Genomic DNA, 16732 nt, shown 5'->3' with positions numbered 1-16732 from the left:
TCTGGCATTACCTGGCCCGCTCACCGAGCGGGCTTTTTTGTGCTTCATGCCAGACTCGACTCCTCCCGGGTGACGATGCTCTCGAACCAGTCGAGTTCGGAGAGCTTGCAGGCAACCCACTGTTGAGAAAAAGCCTCTCCCAGGCTGTCGGTGAGATACTGACAGCGTGCAAATGTCTCGATCGCCTCCTGCTGAAACAGCGGCAGATCCGGCCCGTCCTGCTGAGGTTCAGGTAAATCCTGCTCGTCAAAATTTTCCAGCCCGTACAGCATTCCGCTCAGAAGCGTTGCCGCCACCAGATACGGGTTGGCATCAGCCCCGGCCAGCCGGTACTCAATACGCCGGTTATGGTCATCAGAGCAGGGAATACGCAGCGCGGCGGAGCGGGTGTTATAGCCCCAGGAGTTAAATAGCGGTTCCGTGAGGTTTTTACGCAGGCGGCGGAATGCGTTAACGCCAGGGGCGAGAATGGCGATGGAGGCGGGCATCAGCGCCAGCTGGCCAGCGATGCAGAGGCGCATCATGCTGTTCAGCGCTTCCACCGGTGACGCGAATACGTTTTCGCCATGAATATCGTTCAGGCTGAAATGGAAGTGCAAACCGCTGCCGGACTGCTGGCTGAACGGTTTGGCCATAAAGCTGGCCTGCAGACCCTGTTTCTCCGCAACGTAGCGGGTCAGGCGTCGCAGGGCCAGCACGTTATCGCAGACTTCAACGACGCGATGGCTATGCTTCAGGTTTAACTCGAACTGGCCAGATTCGGCTTCGGCCACGATCCCGGTCAGGGGGATACGCTGCAGGTGCGCCAGCTGCTCCAGCTCGTCAAACAGCGCCGCGTGTGCCGTTGAGGTATCCATATGAAAGCAGCCCTGATTTTGTGGATCCTGCGTGCCGCGTCCGGTCAGATAAAACTCAATTTCCGGGGCAATCACCGGGAAGAGCCCGTGCTGATGGAAACGAGCCAGAACGTTTTGCAATATCACCCTTGGCTCAAGCGGGCACGGTTTGCCGTCGCTCTCTTTCATGGTCAGCAGGATCTGCGCGTTATGCTGAGGGTCTTGCGAACAGGGGCGCAGGGAACCGCCGACGGGAACGCAGAGCCGGTCGGGCTCATCATCAAGCGGGGCGGCTATTTTGCCTTTATGGTCCATGGAGTAGACGGAGAGGGGGAAGTAACAGCCTTTTTCCAGATTTAGCATGCTTTCCACCGAGAGCCGCTTGCCGCGCATAATGCCATTGATATCGTTCAGGTAAACGTCAATATGTTTCGTCTGCGGGTAACGTTCCAGGTAATCCGCCACTTCCAGCGAGACGTTGTGCTGCATGGCATCAAGTTTGTCATCAAGCCAGAGGCCAGCGTTGAGTGCCGTCGGGAGTGATAAACCCGGGAAGTTAAAATAGGGGCGGATATTTTTCAGGAAAAACGCATTCATTATTGAGTTCATAGTCATTCTTCAATGAAGCCGTAGCGGCAGTGAACTCAGCTTAAAAGGGGCGGCGTAAAGGCGGGATAAAAAGCGTTACGCACGGTATAAAGAAAGTATAAAGGCGAGGCTATTTTTTCTCTTTTTTCTGCATATCAAGCAGTTGTTCTGGCGTGACGGCCGGGTAGCCCTGCGCATCTTCCGGCACTTCATGCATTGCCGGAATGGGTACCAGCGGACCTAAAAAGCGCGGTTCACGTTTGAAGATGTACAGATCGGCCAGAGCGCCAAAACGCGCGCCAAACTCACGTACGCGGACGCTCAGCATATCTTTAGGCGACGGTACGGCGTAGCACTGCGCCTGAATACCCATATGCAGTGCGATAAACAGCGCGCGTTCGCAGTGGAAGCGTTGGGTGATGATGATGAAATCGTTGGTATCGAACACCTTGCGCGTACGCACGATGGAATCCAGAGTGCGGAACCCGGCGTAGTCGAGTACGATATCAGCCGGATCGACACCGGCGGCAATCAGGTCTTTGCGCATGGTGACCGGTTCGTTATAGCTTTGCAGCGCATTATCGCCGCTCAGCAGCAGGTAATTCACTTTGCCGCTGTTATACGCGTTCAGCGCGCCCTGAATGCGGTAACGGTAATACTGATTAATCACCCCGGTGCGGTAATACTTGGCGGTACCCAGCACAACGCCGACCTGACGATAGGGCAGGTCCTGCAGGTCGTCAAAGATATACGGAGCCGTTTTCCAGCTCATCCAGCGATCAAGACCCAGCACGATCAACAGCAGTATGCCGACCAGGACAGACAGGCTGTAAAAAGCGCGCTTTAACATGCAGATGGCTCGTACCGAAGGTGAAATTTAACTCAGGCTACTTTACCCGCCTGGTTAGCGCAAGAAACAGCGAATCAACTGAGGGGTTTTTCAGCAAAGCGGCGGGCATTTCTGCCCGCCGGAGGCATTACGCAAGCAAAACACGGTCAATAGTTGAGCAGCCGAGCGCTTTCAGCGTTGCGGCGGTGGCATCCCACTGGATCAACGGCGCGTCGGCTTTCTCTGCCAGAATAGCGCGCTGAATGTCCGGGTAGTCATAGCCATTGAGGCTCAGCAAATTCAGGGCGCCCTGAAGCGGTGGCAGCGTCGGGTTAAAGGCGGCGTTTTCGGCATAGCTGCCGGTGAAGATGCGACCATCACGACACTGCAGCGCCACACCGCTGGGGGAGTGACTGTATGGCGTGTGGCTCTTGTTCGCCGCACGAATCGCGGCTTCGCTCAGCGCATCACCGGAAAGGGCAAAACCGTGATCCTGTTCATCCATCAGCAGCGTTTTGATGTCGAGATCTTTCGGACCAAACGCGTCAGGCAAGTAATCCCCGAGGGTATGTGGCGCACGGCCTGGCAGATTGATGCGTAACTCCAGCCCGCTGTTCAGCTCGTTCATGAACTGGCGGCAGTGGCCGCAAGGGGTGTAGTTAACGGTAATGGCGCTCAGCGCTTGTTCACCGCGCAGCCAGGCGTGGCTGATGGCGCTTTGTTCCGCGTGAACGGTCTGCTGCATGGTCGCGCCGAGGAACTCCATGTTGCCACCGAAGTACCAGGTTCCACTTACGCCGCGTGCAATCGCACCGACGTTGAAATGAGAGAGGTCGGCGCGGGCGCAGGCCGCCGCCAGCGGCAGCAGCGCGAAGGCCAGCGCGTCGTCGTCCAACCCTGTGGCTTTTTTCAGTGCCGTGACGTGTTCAGCCGTCAGCAGGGCCGGGAAATGCTCATCCGCCAGAATCGGGGCCAGAGCTGATTGCACATTCTCTGCAAGCTGGGCGAAAGCAGCTTGAAAACGTGGATGCATGGCGTTTGCCTCATAAAGGTTAATGGATCGGTAGTTTACGGAGCCGCTGAGGCTTTATATGTGATCCACTTCTCATTATGTATGCAACTTATGAAAACAAAATGAAATTTGCGCGACGCATCGCAAATTTTAACCCATGACCGCCACAATCAGCGGGAAAATAAACGGTGCGAGCAGGGAGGTGATAATCCCGCAGATCACCAGTGCGAGTGAGCTAAACGCCCCTTCCTGATAATCCAGTTCAGCGCAGCGCGCGGTGCCCAGGGCGTGCGACGCGGTACCCATCGCCAGACCTCGTGCCGCTTTGGTATGGATACGCATCGCATTCAGCAGGGTATGTCCAAAGACCGCGCCGAGGATCCCCACGAATATCACACACATGGCGCTGATGGCCGGAATCCCCCCCAGGCTGCCGCCCACGGCCATCGCAATAGGCGTGGTGACCGACTTAGGCAGAATAGAGGCCGCAATTTGCGGGGACGCGCCCATCAGCAGCGCCACCGAGGTGCCGGTGATCATCGCCACCAGGCTCCCGACAAAACAGATGGTAATGATGGATTTCCAGCGGGCGCGGATCTGGTGCAATTGCTCATATAAAGGAAAGGCGAGCGCCACCACGGCCGGCTGCAGAAGGTCGTTCAAAATTTTGCTGCCGGCAAAGTAGCGTTCATAAGGAATGCCGGTGAGAAGCAGGAACGGGATAATCACCACCATCGCCACCAGCAGCGGATTAAGTAACGGCATTTTGAAACGTGCGGCGAGTTTGCGTGCGGCGAAGAACACTGCCAGCGTTAACGGCAGCGACCACCAGATATTGGCCATCATTGTTTTGTTCCTTTCTGCCCGACCACTTTACGTTCGCCATGCACCAGATGCGAACTCCAGCTTACTACCAGGAAAACCACCAGCGTACTGACCGCGCAGGAGACCAGAATGGGTCCGAACTGCGCCTGGAGCAAATCAAAATACTGCATAACCCCGACGCCGATAGGCACGAACAGCAGCGCCATATAGCGAATAAGGACAAAGCAGCCAGGGTTAACCCATCTGGCAGGCAGAATTTGCAAGGCCAGCAAAACAAAGAGGATCAACATTCCGATGATGCTGCCGGGAATGGTGATGGGAAGCAGGGATGCGATAAAGATTCCGGCATACAGGCAGGCGTAAATCAGGACGAATGCGCGAAGATATTGCCAGATAATGTTCAATGATTTTCTCATGGTGAAAGTCCTTGATGAAACGCATTCATCATACAATTAAACCTAAAAATGTGCCACGGATCACATCATGAATTTTGAGCATACCAGACATTCCGAAATGGAACGTCTGGTATAACCTCACCGGGTTAACCGCCGGGCTTTCCTCACGCCGGGAGAGCGGCTACTATAGCGCGTCTTTTTTCACAGGTACTGCTATGCGTGTTTTACTGGCCCCAATGGAAGGCGTGCTCGACTCTCTCGTGCGCGAGCTTCTGACCGAGGTGAACGACTACGATCTCTGCGTGACGGAGTTTTTGCGCGTGGTCGATATGTTGTTGCCAGTAAAATCATTCTATCGCCTTTGCCCGGAACTGCATCATCAGAGCCGCACCTCTTCCGGCACGCTGGTGCGCATTCAGCTACTGGGTCAGTATCCCGAATGGCTGGCGGAGAACGCGGCTCGTGCCGTAGAGCTTGGTTCCTTTGGGGTTGATCTCAACTGCGGTTGCCCATCCAAACTGGTGAATGGCAGCGGTGGCGGTGCCACCTTGCTGAAAGATCCGGAGCTGATTTACCGTGGCGCAAAAGCCATGCGTGAGGCTGTACCGTCGCATCTGCCGGTGACGGTAAAGGTGCGTCTGGGATGGGACAGCGACGCGCGGCAATTTGAGATTGCCGATGCCGTGCAGCAGGCCGGGGCCACTGAGCTGGTGGTGCATGGGCGCACCAAAGAAGATGGCTATAAAGCCGAACGTATTAACTGGCAGGCGATTGGCGAGATCCGCAAAAGACTCACCATTCCCGTTATTGCCAACGGCGAAATCTGGGATTACGAAAGCGCGCAGGCGTGCCTGAAAGAGACTGGCTGCGATGCGGTGATGATTGGCCGTGGCGCGCTTAACGTACCAAACCTCAGCCGGGTGATTAAATATAACGAACCACGTATGCCGTGGGCTGATGTGGTCGCGCTGCTGAAAAAATACAGTCGCCTCGAAAAACAGGGTGATACCGGGTTATATCACGTCGCGCGAATTAAGCAGTGGCTCAGTTATTTACGCAAAGAGTACAGTGAAGCGCTGGGGTTATTTCAGGAGATCCGCACGCTGCAGACTTCCGCTGATATTGCACGGGTGATTCAGTCCAAATAATAAGCGTTAATTTGCTCACACTTTTTTAAAATATAAAACAAAGCAGGTTTTCAACGTGACGCCACGATGTTAAGGTGCCACTGTATTCAACGCAGGATTGTTACTGGTTAACAGGCAAAACCTAAGCGTTTCACAGCACGTATCGCTGTGGAGCGCTTAGGTTTTTTTTTGCCTGTTATTTACGCAGGAGAGAAATTTGGCTTAACAATTTTTACTGACGTCTTTCACTGAAATGAATAATTAAATCGCGACAGGAAAAGAGAATTTTCCTGCGACGGCTTACGCACTCAATACTCACTCACAGGTTGTTATGATGGCATATAAAAATATACACACTACACTGTGCGCGCTCGCTTTAATAACATTCCCCTCTTTATCAGGGGCACAGGAATGGAATGGAACGGTGTTAGGTTTTGAAGCGCCACCGGACCCTCTCCTGGGCGATATGGGCGGCATCCGCAAGATCATTAACGATAACGGGTTTACTTATAATCTGGGCTATCTGAACGAAATCGCCTGGAACGGAGGTGGCGGCTATAACCATGATTCTCACGTGGCGTATATTGATCAGTTTGCGCTGACCTTTAATCAGGATCTGGAGCGCTGGACAGGCGTGCCGGATGCGCGGATCGAAGGAAATATCGTCAACCGTAACCACAATGACGATCTCACCACCAGGCGTGTCCAGGATCCGCGCGTTAACTTTAACGACCTGACTCAGGAAAGCTGGGGAGGGCAGTCCATTACCCGCCTGGGCTGGCTCACCTTTGCCCGCAGTTTTGACGATCGGCGTCTGACCTGGCGCATCGGGATGATGAACAAAGTGCAAACCTTTGATCAAATCATTCCGTGTGACTTCCAGTTGCTCTCGCAGTGCGGCGGGAAATCTGCCAACTCACTGACCTGGAATAACTGGAACGTGCATACCTGGGGCTCCACGCTAGCGTATAAAGTAACGCCCACGCTGACCATAAAAGGCGGTGTGATGGAGCAAAACCCGGACGCGTCAAGCCGCAGCCATGCCTGGAGCTGGTCAACAAAGGGCAGCAAAGGAATATTACTCCCGGTTGAAATCGAAGCGCGTCCGCATATCAACGGTCTGCCGGGCGCGTACAATCTGGGCGTAGTGTTTACCAATGCGCCGCAAACCGATCTTTACCGGGGTAAATCCGGTGGGGCGGGTGCGAGCGACCCGGATGGATTTGATAAGCACAACCGCACCTGGTTTATGTATGCCGGGCTAAACCAGCAACTGACCCAACATCAAAATGATCCGAATCGTGGGTTGAGCGCCTCTTTCAGCATGAGTCTTGCCGATCAACGCACGAACTCTATGCACCAGGTATACGCAGCCTCACTGCGATACCGTGGGTTGTTTGATGCGCGTCCACAAGACTGGATTGGCTTCGGTCTGACCTGGATTGATATGAGCAGCCAGTACGCATGCAATCAACGTTACCTGAACAGCCTGAGCGGGGCTTCCGATTATAACGATCCGGCATACCATCCTGTGCCGGACCATTCGCTGAACGGTGAGTTCTACTATCGCTTTCGTCCGCTGTCATGGCTGGAGCTACAGCCGGGCATTCAATACTGGCACCATCCTGGTGGGGTTTCCCGCACGCAGGATGCCTGGGTAACCGAGCTGAAAACGGTGGTGACCTTCTGAGATCACCGTCTCAAGTTCGATCTGCGTCACGTTTCTTACTCGTGACATATTGAGGCTACGAATGAAACTGATAGAGTGCCAGAACTGGATTGTTACTGCTTAGGCAGGCAAAACCTGATTTTCTGGCATCTGCCGGAGGTCAGGTTTTTTTGTTTCTGGGGTTCCGATGAAAATCGCCAAAATTCTTAATAATAATGTGGTGGTTGTTCAGGATGAACGCGGATGTGAACAGGTCGTGATGGGGCGTGGGCTGGGGTTCCAGAAACGCGTCGGTGATGAACTGGATACCGCGCTTATTGAAAAGGTGTTTGCATTACAAAGCGATGAGTTGATGCGTCGACTCGGAGAGCTGCTGAGCCAGATCCCGCTTGAGGTGATGACCATCTGTGACTGCATTATTGGGCAGGCAGCGCAGCGGCTGGGGAAACTGCAGGACAGTTTGTATATCACCTTAACGGACCACTGCTACTTTGCGATTGAACGCCAAAAGAAAGGGCTGGCAATCAAAAATGTGCTGCTGTGGGATATTAAACGTCTCTATCCGAAGGAGTTCGAATTAGGGCAGGAGGCGCGGGCCATTATCGCCAAACGCCTGAATGTTGAACTCGAGGAGGATGAAGCCGGGTTTATCGCGCTGCATCTGGTGACGGCGCAACTGAATAGCGAAATGCCGGAAGTGATGCACGTGACGCGGGTGATGCAGGAGATCCTGCAACTGGTGAAGTATCAGCTACAGCTTGAGTATGACGAAGAGTCGCTCAGTTATCAGCGTTTTGTCACCCATCTGAAATTTTTTGCTCAGCGGATGCTTACCCGCACCGTGGTAGAAGATGATGATGTTTCGTTGCATACGGCGGTAAAGGACAATTACGCGAAAGCCTGGAAATGCGCAGAGAAAATCGCGCAGCATCTGAATAAGAGCTATCAGCGTGAGCTGACAACCGAAGAAATTATGTTCCTCGCGATTCATATTGAGCGGGTAAGAAAAGAGGGGCGCTAAGCCTCAACAATGGGATTGTTACTGCATAATGCAGGCAAAACCCGGGTGCGGTCTTTGAAAAAAGACCGTTCTCGGGTTTTTTTATTTTGTACTCAGTCAACAGGTGCCTTCGGGCATCGGATGTAAGGAAATCGAGATGGAATACCAGGCTTTAGCACAGGATATTCTCGGGCACGTTGGCGGGAAAGCGAACATCGTCAGCCTTGTTCACTGCGCCACCCGGCTTCGCTTCAAACTGAAAGAGAATCAAAAAGCGGATGCGGAAGGGTTAAAGAAAAACCCGGGGGTGATCATGGTAGTCGAAAGCGGCGGTCAGTTTCAGGTCGTGATTGGTAACCATGTGCATGATGTGTGGCTGGCGGTACGCAAGGAAGCAGGGCTGACAGATGATACCCCTGTGGTGGACGATAAGACGGAAAAAGGCAACCTGCTGGGCCGTCTGATCGACATCGTTTCCGGGATCTTCACGCCGTTTATTGGCATCCTTGCTGCGTCCGGTATTTTAAAAGGGCTGCTTGCGCTGGCCGTGGTTTGCGGCTGGCTCACGACTGAAAGTGGCACCTATAAAATCTGGTTTGCCGCAAGCGACGCGCTGTTCTTCTTCTTCCCGCTGGTGCTGGGCTATACGGCCGGGAAAAAATTCGGCGGCAACCCGTTTATTACCATGGTGATCGGCGGGGCGCTTACCCATCCGATGATGATCGCCGCCTTTAATGCGAGCCAACAGCCGGGGGCGGTATCGGAAGCCTTTCTTGGTATTCCGGTTACCTGGTTCAACTACAGCACATCGGTGATCCCGATTATTCTCGCTTCGTGGGTAAGCTGCTGGCTGGAAAAGCAGAGCACCAGGTGGCTGCCATCATCGATGAAAAACTTCTTCGCTCCGCTGATCTGTTTAGGCGTTACTGTTCCACTGACGTTCCTGGTCATTGGTCCGCTGGCGACCTGGCTGAGTCAGATACTGGCGAACAGCTATCAGGGGATCTATGTGCTGGCACCGTGGCTGGCGGGGGCGGCAATGGGGGCAGTGTGGCAGGTATGCGTAATTTTTGGCCTGCACTGGGGGCTGGTGCCGCTGATGATTAATAACCTGGCAGTACTGGGGCATGACTCGATGCTGCCCATGTTGCTGCCAGCAGTATTTGGTCAGGTGGGTGCGGCGCTGGGCATTTTCCTGCGTACCCACGATGCCCGCCAGAAAATGCTGGCAGGCTCATCCGTCACGGCCGGGATCTTTGGCATCACCGAGCCAGCCGTGTATGGCGTAAACCTGCCGCTGCGCCGTCCGTTTATCTTTGGTTGTGTCGCTGGTGCTATCGGCGGGGCGATCGTCGGCTTCAGCGATACCCACGTTTATTCCTTCGGCTTTGCGAATATCTTTACCATCGCACAAATGATCCCGCCGGGTGGGGTGAATGCCACGCTGTGGGGCGGCGTTATTGGTACGGTGGTTGCGCTGGTACTGAGCTGTGGCCTGACGCTGGTGGCCGGTATGCCGGGGCGCACAATGCCTGATTCTGCAGTGTCGGTCGGGGAAAACGACGTGTTATCCCCGATGACCGGTACCGTTCTGGCGCTCGATCACGTGCCGGATACCACCTTTGCCAGCGGCCTGCTGGGCAGCGGGGTTGCCATTATTCCTTCAGATAACAAAGTGGTTTCCCCTTTTGCTGGCGTTGTAGCTTCGCTGTTCCAGACCAAACACGCCATCGGCCTGCTCAGTGACAACGGTATTGAAGTGTTAATCCACGTAGGTATCGACACCGTGAAGCTCGACGGCAAGCCATTTACCGCCCATGTGAAGGTGGGGGACAAGGTACAGCCGGGGGATCTGCTGCTGGAGTTTGATCGTCAGGCGATTATCGATGCCGGATACGACCTGGCGACCCCGATTATTATCAGTAATAGCGACGAGTACCGCGAAGTGGTGACCGTGGCGGCAACCTCCGTGAATGCGGGAGCACCGTTACTCAGCGTAAACCATCAATAACAGGAGAATGGAATGAAGACTTTCCCGGATGATTTTTTATGGGGCGGTGCGGTTGCCGCGAATCAGGTAGAAGGCGCTTATCGGGAAGACGGTAAAGGGTTGTCCACCTCTGACGTCCAGCCGCAGGGAGTTTTTGGCCCGGTGGTTGAGCGCGTCGAGGGCGACAGCGGCATCAAGGATATCGCGATTGATTTCTATCATCGATACCCCGAGGACATCAAACTGTTCGCCGAGATGGGCTTTAGCTGCCTGCGCGTTTCCATTGCCTGGACACGCATTTTCCCGAACGGCGACGAGCAGCACCCTAACGAAGCGGGGCTGGCTTTTTACGACAAACTGTTTGACGAACTGGCCGCGCACAACATCACGCCGCTTGTCACACTGTCGCATTACGAAATGCCGTGGGGGTTGGTGAAGCAGTACGGAGGCTGGGCCAGTCGTCAGACGATTGGGTTCTTTGAGCGCTATGCCCGTACCGTATTTACGCGCTACAAAACGAAGGTAAAGCTGTGGCTGACGTTCAATGAGATCAATATGTCTCTGCATGCACCGATGACCGGCGTCGGCCTGCCGGAAACCAGCAGCAAAGGTGAGGTGTATCAGGCTATCCATCATCAACTGGTGGCTAGCGCGCTGGCAGTGAAAGCCTGCCATGAGATCATTGCAGACGCCCGGATTGGCAACATGTTGCTGGGCGGTCTGATGTATCCGCTGACCTGCAAGCCGGAAGATGTCCTGGAAACACTGCAGGAAAACCGCGCCTGGCAATTCTTTGGCGATGTGCAGTGCCGTGGTGTTTATCCGGGGTATATGCAGCGCTTCTTCCGCGATAACGATATCCAGATTGATATCACCGATGCCGATCGTGAGGCGCTGAAATCGACCGTCGATTTTATCTCGTTCAGTTACTACATGACGGGATGTGTCACCGCGGATGAGGCGCTTAATCAGCAGGCTCGGGGCAATATCCTTAGCATGGTACCTAACCCGCATCTGGCTAGTTCCGAGTGGGGCTGGCAGATTGACCCTGTCGGCCTGCGTACCCTGCTGAACGTGCTCTGGGATCGCTATCAGAAGCCGCTATTTATCGTGGAAAACGGTCTGGGCGCGAAAGACACGCCGGATGCTGACGGCGTAGTGCAGGATGATTACCGCATCAGCTACCTTAACGACCACCTGGTACAGGTGCGTGAAGCCATTGAAGATGGTGTGGAGGTAATGGGTTACACCAGTTGGGGGCCGATCGATCTGGTCAGTGCGTCTAAAGCAGAACTCTCAAAACGTTATGGCTTTATTTATGTCGATCGTGATGACAGTGGAAAAGGGACGTTAGCGCGCAGTCGTAAGAAAAGCTTCTACTGGTATAAAGAGGTTATTGCCACAAAAGGCGCTTCCCTGAAAGCATAATGATGTGAATTTGCCCGGCGCTGAGCCGGGCAATGAAATCAGAAAATCATCTTGAATACACCGGTTACCACCAGCAGCCCTATCAGAAATATAATTAAAATAACCCACAATAATATTTTCATTCGCTTCTCCCGCGTCTGTTTGTCGAAAGTAAGTGTAGCAGTGAATTTATAATGAAGATGAATTCACTCATTTAATTCATTCTTATGATGAATAATTTTCTGAGTATGAAAATGTATGACAAATTGCGGGTTGCCACGCGTTACTAAAAAAAAGAGCGACGTCTGGCGTAAGTTGCGCCTTTATTTTTCGCGTGAATGGCGTAATGAAACCTTTATCTCTGAGTATTCCCCTGGTTTTTATTCTGGTGGCCTGCGCGCCGGAACATGCCTCGGTTTCCCCTGTAAATATGCAATCAACAACGGCTGCGGTGAATACTACGCTGAGCCATACCGCGTGGCCGAAAGATGCATGGTGGAAAACGTATAACGATCCTGAACTCAATTCGCTGATTGCGAAGGCGCTGAACGATGCGCCGGATATGCAAATTGCCCGTCAGCGCATCACGCTGGCGGAAGCGCAGGCAAAAGCCACCCTGGCCGCCGGGGGGCCGGAAATTGATTTCTCAGCGGATGCTGAACGGCAAAAAATGTCGGCCGAGGGGCTGATGGGGCCCTTTGCGATAACCGATCCGGCGGCGGGAACCACCGGGCCGTGGTACACCAACGGTACTTTTGGTCTGAGCGCGGGCTGGGATCTCGATTTGTGGGGGAAAAATCGTGCACGGGTTGAAGCCCGAATTGGCCGGGTAAACGCGCAAAAAGCGGAGCTTGAGCAAACCCGGCAACTGCTTGCCAGCAGCGTGGCGCGTCTTTACTGGGCGTGGCAAACCCAGGCCGCGGTGGGGGATGTTCTCACGGAGATTAAACACCAGCAGGACACGATTATTGCAGCCGACCGCGAACTGTATCAGCATGGGATCACCTCTTCCGTAGAGGGCGTCGAAACCGACATCAACGCCAGCAAAACTGACGAGCAGCTGGCAGAAGTGAACGGAAAAATGAAAGCCGTTGAGGCGCGTCTGAGCGCCCTGACGAACACCTCCTCAGTGACGCTTACACGCCACGCCTTACCCACAGTAGAAGCCTCGCTCCCGGCCACGCTGGGGTATGAACTGCTGGCACGTCGACCGGATTTGCAGGAGGCTCGCTGGTATATCGAGGCCTCCATGAGTGATGTTGAGGCCGCCAGAGCAGCCTTCTATCCCGATGTGAATCTGATGGCTTTCTTACAGCAGGATGCCCTGCACCTGAGCGATTTGTTCCGCTCTTCTGCGCAGCAGATGGGCGTCACCGCCGGTCTGACGCTGCCCATTTTCGACAGCGGCAGGCTAAACGCCGAGCTGGATATTGCCCAGGCGCAGAACAATCTCTCCGTCGTGCGTTATAACAAAGCGGTGGTGGATGCGGTGAATCAGGTGGCGCGCACGGCCAGCGAAGTCGAAACACTGACCGCCAAAAACCAGCACCAGCAGCGTGTCGAAAAAGAGGCTGCCCGCGTTGTTGCACTGGCTCAGGCCCGCTTTCGCGCCGGCATTATCGCCGGCTCCCGCGTGAGTGAGGCCAGAATACCGGCCCTCAGGGAGCAGCTCACCGGGGTGATGCTCAAAGGCCAGTACGTTGACGCCACGCTGCAGCTGACCTCGGCGCTGGGTGGCGGCTATCATCAGGGCTAAAAAGCGCGATTATCTATACTTACCTCTTTGCAGCTTTTCTGGAGGTGAGTATGACCAAAGTCGCGATTGTTACCGCATCGGATTCCGGGATTGGGAAAACCACGGCCCTGATGCTGGCTGAACGAGGGTTTGATATCGGCGTCACCTGGCATTCCGACGAAAAAGGTGCGCTGGAAACCTGCCGCGAAGTCGAGGCGAAGGGGCGGCGTGCAGAGGCGGTTCAGCTTGATTTAAGCACTCTCCCGCAGGGGGCGCAGGCCATTGAAACGTTAATTACGCGCTTTGGTCGGCTGGACGTGCTGGTCAACAATGCCGGGGCGATGACCAAAGCGCCGTTTCTCGACATGCCGTTTGAGGAGTGGCGGGGGATTTTTACCGTTGACGTGGATGGCGCGTTTCTCTGTTCACAGATCGCTGCGCGTCAGATGGTGAAGCAGGGAGAGGGGGGGCGAATTGTGAACATTACCTCGGTGCATGAACACACGCCTTTACCGGATGCCAGTGCGTATACGGCGGCCAAGCATGCCCTGGGCGGATTAACCAAATCCATGGCGCTGGAGCTGGTCGAGCATAACATTCTGGTGAACGCCGTTGCGCCAGGAGCCATTGCCACGCCAATGAATGATATGGACGACAGTGAAGTGAAGGCCGGTTCGATGCCCGCGATCCCGCTCGCGCGGCCGGGGCATACCAAAGAGATTGCCAGCCTGGTGGCGTGGCTGTGTGACGGTGACGCCAGCTATGCTACCGGGCAATCATTTATTGTCGACGGCGGTTTTATGCTGGCGAATCCACAATTTAAGCCCGCAGGGTAGAAACTTTTCGCCCTCTCTTTGTGCGAGAGGGCGCCATTGCACTTACTCTTCATCCCGCGTCTTTTCCCGATGCTTCAGCCACAGCCGGACCGCAATCACCACCACGACAATCAGGATAACCCATGCCCAGTGCTTCAGATGCTGGTCAACATTATGCAGCCACGGACCAATCACTTCTCCACCCACATAACCGAGCGTGGTAAAGATCAGGGCCCAGGCAATCGCGCCAAGAATGTTCAGCGGCAGGAAAATTTTCGGCGGTAAATGGCTGGCGCCAATCAGTATCGGGCCGATAATCCGAAAGCCGTACATAAAACGGGTGCCAATCACGAACAGGTAAGGGTGACGCTGGATAAGCCGTTGGGCACGGTGAATTTTCTTGCGGTGCTTTGAAAAGCGCTTCAAAAGCGTAGGGCCAAAGCGCAGTCCCAGAAAGTAGAGCAGCTGATCGCCAATCATCCCGCCGAGTGCGACTGCGGCAACAACGAGTGGGAATTTGAGTAACCCCTGATGCGCGGCCACCCCGCCGAGCAGCGTGATGGTTTCTCCTTCCGCCACGCTGCCAACGACCAGTGCAGCGTATCCATAGTGTTCAATAAGACTGTTGATATCCATTACGTCAATGTCATCTCCCTTATTATGCCTCGGTTAATCATATACCCCATGAATCAATAACGGGGCAATCAACGGAAATTTCCCACTGTACATAAAATAATCTCAGGCCTGCATTATACTTAAGATATCGCTGACGGGCCGACAACAAGGGGGCGTTATGAACCATGTCTGGGGACTTTTCTCCCATCCCGATCGTGAAATGCATGTCATCAAAACGGAGAACGAAACGGTCTCGCATCATTACACGCATCATGTGCTGCTGATGGCAGCGGTGCCTGTAATCTGCGCGTTTATTGGCACAACACAAATCGGCTGGAACTTTGGTGATGGCACCGTGGTTCAGCTTTCCTGGTTTACCGGTCTTTCACTGGCCATTCTCTTTTATGGCCTGATGCTGGCGGGTGTGGCTGTCATGGGGCGTGTCATTCACTGGATGGCGCGTAACTATCCGCAACGTCCATCGCTGGCACACTGTATGGTTTTCGCCGGGTATGTCGCGACGCCGCTGTTCTTAAGCGGTATTGTGGCGCTGTATCCACTGGTCTGGTTGTGCGCGCTGATCGGTACTATTGCCCTCTTTTACACCGGTTATCTGCTGTATCTGGGGGTACCAACCTTCCTTAATATCAATAAAGAAGAGGGCCTGAGCTTCTCCAGTTCAACGCTCGCCATCGGCGTGCTGGTGCTGGAAGCGCTACTGGCTCTGACGGTTATTCTGTGGGGTTATGGATACCGTCTCTTCTAGGCTCACTGCATTGCTGGCGTAAATGCCAGCAATGCAGCATCTGTTCACGATTATCCTCTGGCGACAAAGCCCGGTGACCGCTATGATGCCGAAGCCAGCCTGCGTTTCTCCATCGACACAGGCGGTGTACGTCATAACGTGCGTGAATAATTATCAGAAGTCTCACCATGCTGAAATTCCGAGTCTCTTTACTTAGCCTGGCCCTGTTGCTGGGAGCGTCCGCTGCCGCGCCAGCGATCGCCAAAACGCCCGCCGTGACCACCGCTGCTGCCCAGCCGCAAATCGCTTCCGGCAGTGCGATGATTGTTGATCTCAACACCAATAAGGTGATTTACGCCAGCCATCCGGATCTGGTACGCCCGATCGCCTCGATTACCAAATTAATGACCGCGATGGTGGTGCTTGATGCACATCTGCCGCTGGACGAAAAACTGAAAGTGGATATCAGCCATACGCCGGAGATGAAAGGGATCTACTCCCGCGTGCGACTGAACAGCGAAATCAGCCGTAAAAACATGCTGCTGCTGGCGCTGATGTCTTCTGAAAACCGCGCGGCGGCGAGCCTGGCCCACCACTATCCGGGTGGCTATGACGCATTTATTCGTGCGATGAACGCAAAAGCCAAATCGCTGGGGATGACCAATACCCGTTACGTCGAGCCGACTGGCCTGTCGATTCACAACGTCTCCACGGCCCGCGACCTGACAAAACTGCTGATTGCCAGCAAACAGTACCCGCTGATTGGTCAGCTCAGTACGACCCGTGAAGAGATGGCGACCTTTGCGAACCCGGCCTATTCGCTGCCGTTCCGTAATACTAACCATCTGGTGTACCGGGATAACTGGAATATTCAGTTAACGAAAACCGGGTTTACTAACGCGGCGGGACACTGCCTGGTGATGCGTACCGTATTCAACGGTAAGCCGGTGGCGCTGGTGGTGATGGATGCCTTTGGTAAATACACCCACTTCGCGGATGCAAGCCGACTTCGTACCTGGATTGAGACGGGGAAAGTGCAGCCGGTACCGGCCGCGGCGTTGACCTACAAAAAGCAGAAAGCGGAGCAGATGGCAACCGCCCAGAACGACTGAGCCGGACTGCAGATGACTGTGTTTTCGCCCTC

At 54.4% G+C, this 16732-nt stretch carries 16 protein-coding genes; 9 read left to right on the top strand and 7 right to left on the bottom strand.

The genetic code is table 11. From position 1 onward, the window contains the following. Nucleotides 1-44 precede the first annotated feature (44 nt). The 5 genes from HV242_RS15130 to HV242_RS15110 form a co-directional block, all read right to left on the bottom strand. A complete protein-coding gene (locus tag HV242_RS15130; protein WP_040017992.1) occupies nucleotides 45-1433 on the bottom strand; it encodes a glutamine synthetase family protein in 1389 nt (462 codons plus the stop codon). Nucleotides 1434-1554: 121 nt separating this feature from the next. Further along, nucleotides 1555-2274 carry an outer membrane permeability protein SanA gene (gene sanA / locus HV242_RS15125; RefSeq protein WP_014170903.1) on the bottom strand — a complete coding sequence of 240 codons (720 nt, stop codon included), beginning with the start codon at nucleotides 2272-2274 and terminating at the stop codon, nucleotides 1555-1557. Between the two features lie 127 nt (nucleotides 2275-2401). Further along, nucleotides 2402-3286, bottom strand: a complete 885-nt coding sequence (gene cdd, locus HV242_RS15120; RefSeq protein ID WP_044858476.1) for a cytidine deaminase — start codon at nucleotides 3284-3286, stop codon at nucleotides 2402-2404. 129 nt (nucleotides 3287-3415) lie between these two features. Beyond that, nucleotides 3416-4111, bottom strand: a complete 696-nt coding sequence (locus HV242_RS15115) for a CidB/LrgB family autolysis modulator (RefSeq protein ID WP_014170901.1) — start codon at nucleotides 4109-4111, stop codon at nucleotides 3416-3418. After that, nucleotides 4108-4506 (bottom strand): CidA/LrgA family protein, encoded by a 399-nt coding sequence (locus HV242_RS15110; RefSeq protein WP_050737102.1) that lies wholly within the window; start codon nucleotides 4504-4506, stop codon nucleotides 4108-4110. The genes HV242_RS15115 and HV242_RS15110 overlap by 4 nt, the downstream gene beginning before the upstream one ends. A gap of 194 nt (nucleotides 4507-4700) precedes the next feature. Here HV242_RS15110 and dusC point away from each other — a divergent pair, with 194 nt between their 5' ends. The 5 genes from dusC to HV242_RS15085 all read left to right on the top strand — a co-directional run bounded on the left by dusC (nucleotide 4701) and on the right by HV242_RS15085 (nucleotide 11699). Then, complete coding sequence (gene dusC / locus HV242_RS15105; RefSeq protein ID WP_050737101.1) at nucleotides 4701-5633, top strand: tRNA dihydrouridine(16) synthase DusC; 933 nt, start codon at nucleotides 4701-4703, stop codon at nucleotides 5631-5633. A 313-nt stretch (nucleotides 5634-5946) separates the two neighbouring features. After that, the gene (locus tag HV242_RS15100) at nucleotides 5947-7302 is read left to right on the top strand and encodes a carbohydrate porin (protein ID WP_050737100.1); all 1356 of its coding nucleotides are present in this window, start codon (nucleotides 5947-5949) and stop codon (nucleotides 7300-7302) included. Nucleotides 7303-7468: 166 nt separating this feature from the next. Then, the gene (gene licT, locus HV242_RS15095; RefSeq protein ID WP_063858293.1) at nucleotides 7469-8302 is read left to right on the top strand and encodes a BglG family transcription antiterminator LicT; all 834 of its coding nucleotides are present in this window, start codon (nucleotides 7469-7471) and stop codon (nucleotides 8300-8302) included. A 136-nt stretch (nucleotides 8303-8438) separates the two neighbouring features. Further along, entirely contained in the window at nucleotides 8439-10292 is a 1854-nt protein-coding gene (gene bglF / locus HV242_RS15090; protein WP_050737099.1) for a PTS beta-glucoside transporter subunit IIABC, read from the top strand. 12 nt (nucleotides 10293-10304) lie between these two features. Beyond that, nucleotides 10305-11699 (top strand): glycoside hydrolase family 1 protein, encoded by a 1395-nt coding sequence (locus tag HV242_RS15085; protein WP_050737098.1) that lies wholly within the window; start codon nucleotides 10305-10307, stop codon nucleotides 11697-11699. 38 nt (nucleotides 11700-11737) lie between these two features. On the opposite strand, the gene yohP is transcribed toward HV242_RS15085, so the two are convergent. Continuing rightward, nucleotides 11738-11821 (bottom strand): small membrane protein YohP, encoded by an 84-nt coding sequence (gene yohP, locus HV242_RS24530; protein ID WP_015572324.1) that lies wholly within the window; start codon nucleotides 11819-11821, stop codon nucleotides 11738-11740. A gap of 203 nt (nucleotides 11822-12024) precedes the next feature. Here yohP and mdtQ point away from each other — a divergent pair, with 203 nt between their 5' ends. Together mdtQ and HV242_RS15075 are read left to right on the top strand one after the other, a co-directional pair. Then, nucleotides 12025-13434: a multidrug resistance outer membrane protein MdtQ gene (mdtQ, locus tag HV242_RS15080; RefSeq protein WP_041162776.1), complete on the top strand. Its 1410-nt coding sequence runs from the start codon at nucleotides 12025-12027 to the stop codon at nucleotides 13432-13434. Nucleotides 13435-13484: 50 nt separating this feature from the next. Next, nucleotides 13485-14249, top strand: a complete 765-nt coding sequence (locus HV242_RS15075) for an SDR family oxidoreductase (RefSeq protein ID WP_020883205.1) — start codon at nucleotides 13485-13487, stop codon at nucleotides 14247-14249. Between the two features lie 42 nt (nucleotides 14250-14291). Here the strand turns inward: HV242_RS15075 and HV242_RS15070 are convergent, their stop codons facing one another. Next, on the bottom strand, nucleotides 14292-14864 hold the full coding sequence (locus HV242_RS15070) for a DedA family protein (protein ID WP_020883206.1): 573 nt from the start codon (nucleotides 14862-14864) through the stop codon (nucleotides 14292-14294). 157 nt (nucleotides 14865-15021) lie between these two features. Here HV242_RS15070 and HV242_RS15065 point away from each other — a divergent pair, with 157 nt between their 5' ends. Then, nucleotides 15022-15609 (top strand): Yip1 family protein, encoded by a 588-nt coding sequence (locus HV242_RS15065; protein WP_014170891.1) that lies wholly within the window; start codon nucleotides 15022-15024, stop codon nucleotides 15607-15609. Between the two features lie 167 nt (nucleotides 15610-15776). Continuing rightward, nucleotides 15777-16700, top strand: coding sequence for a D-alanyl-D-alanine endopeptidase (gene pbpG, locus HV242_RS15060; RefSeq protein WP_014170890.1), 924 nt, complete (start codon nucleotides 15777-15779; stop codon nucleotides 16698-16700). Nucleotides 16701-16732: the final 32 nt, after the last annotated feature.

This window comes from Enterobacter sp. RHBSTW-00593 (genome assembly GCF_013784105.1).
Classification (GTDB): domain Bacteria; phylum Pseudomonadota; class Gammaproteobacteria; order Enterobacterales; family Enterobacteriaceae; genus Enterobacter; species Enterobacter ludwigii.
This window is presented reverse-complemented; position numbering and strand designations above follow the sequence as displayed.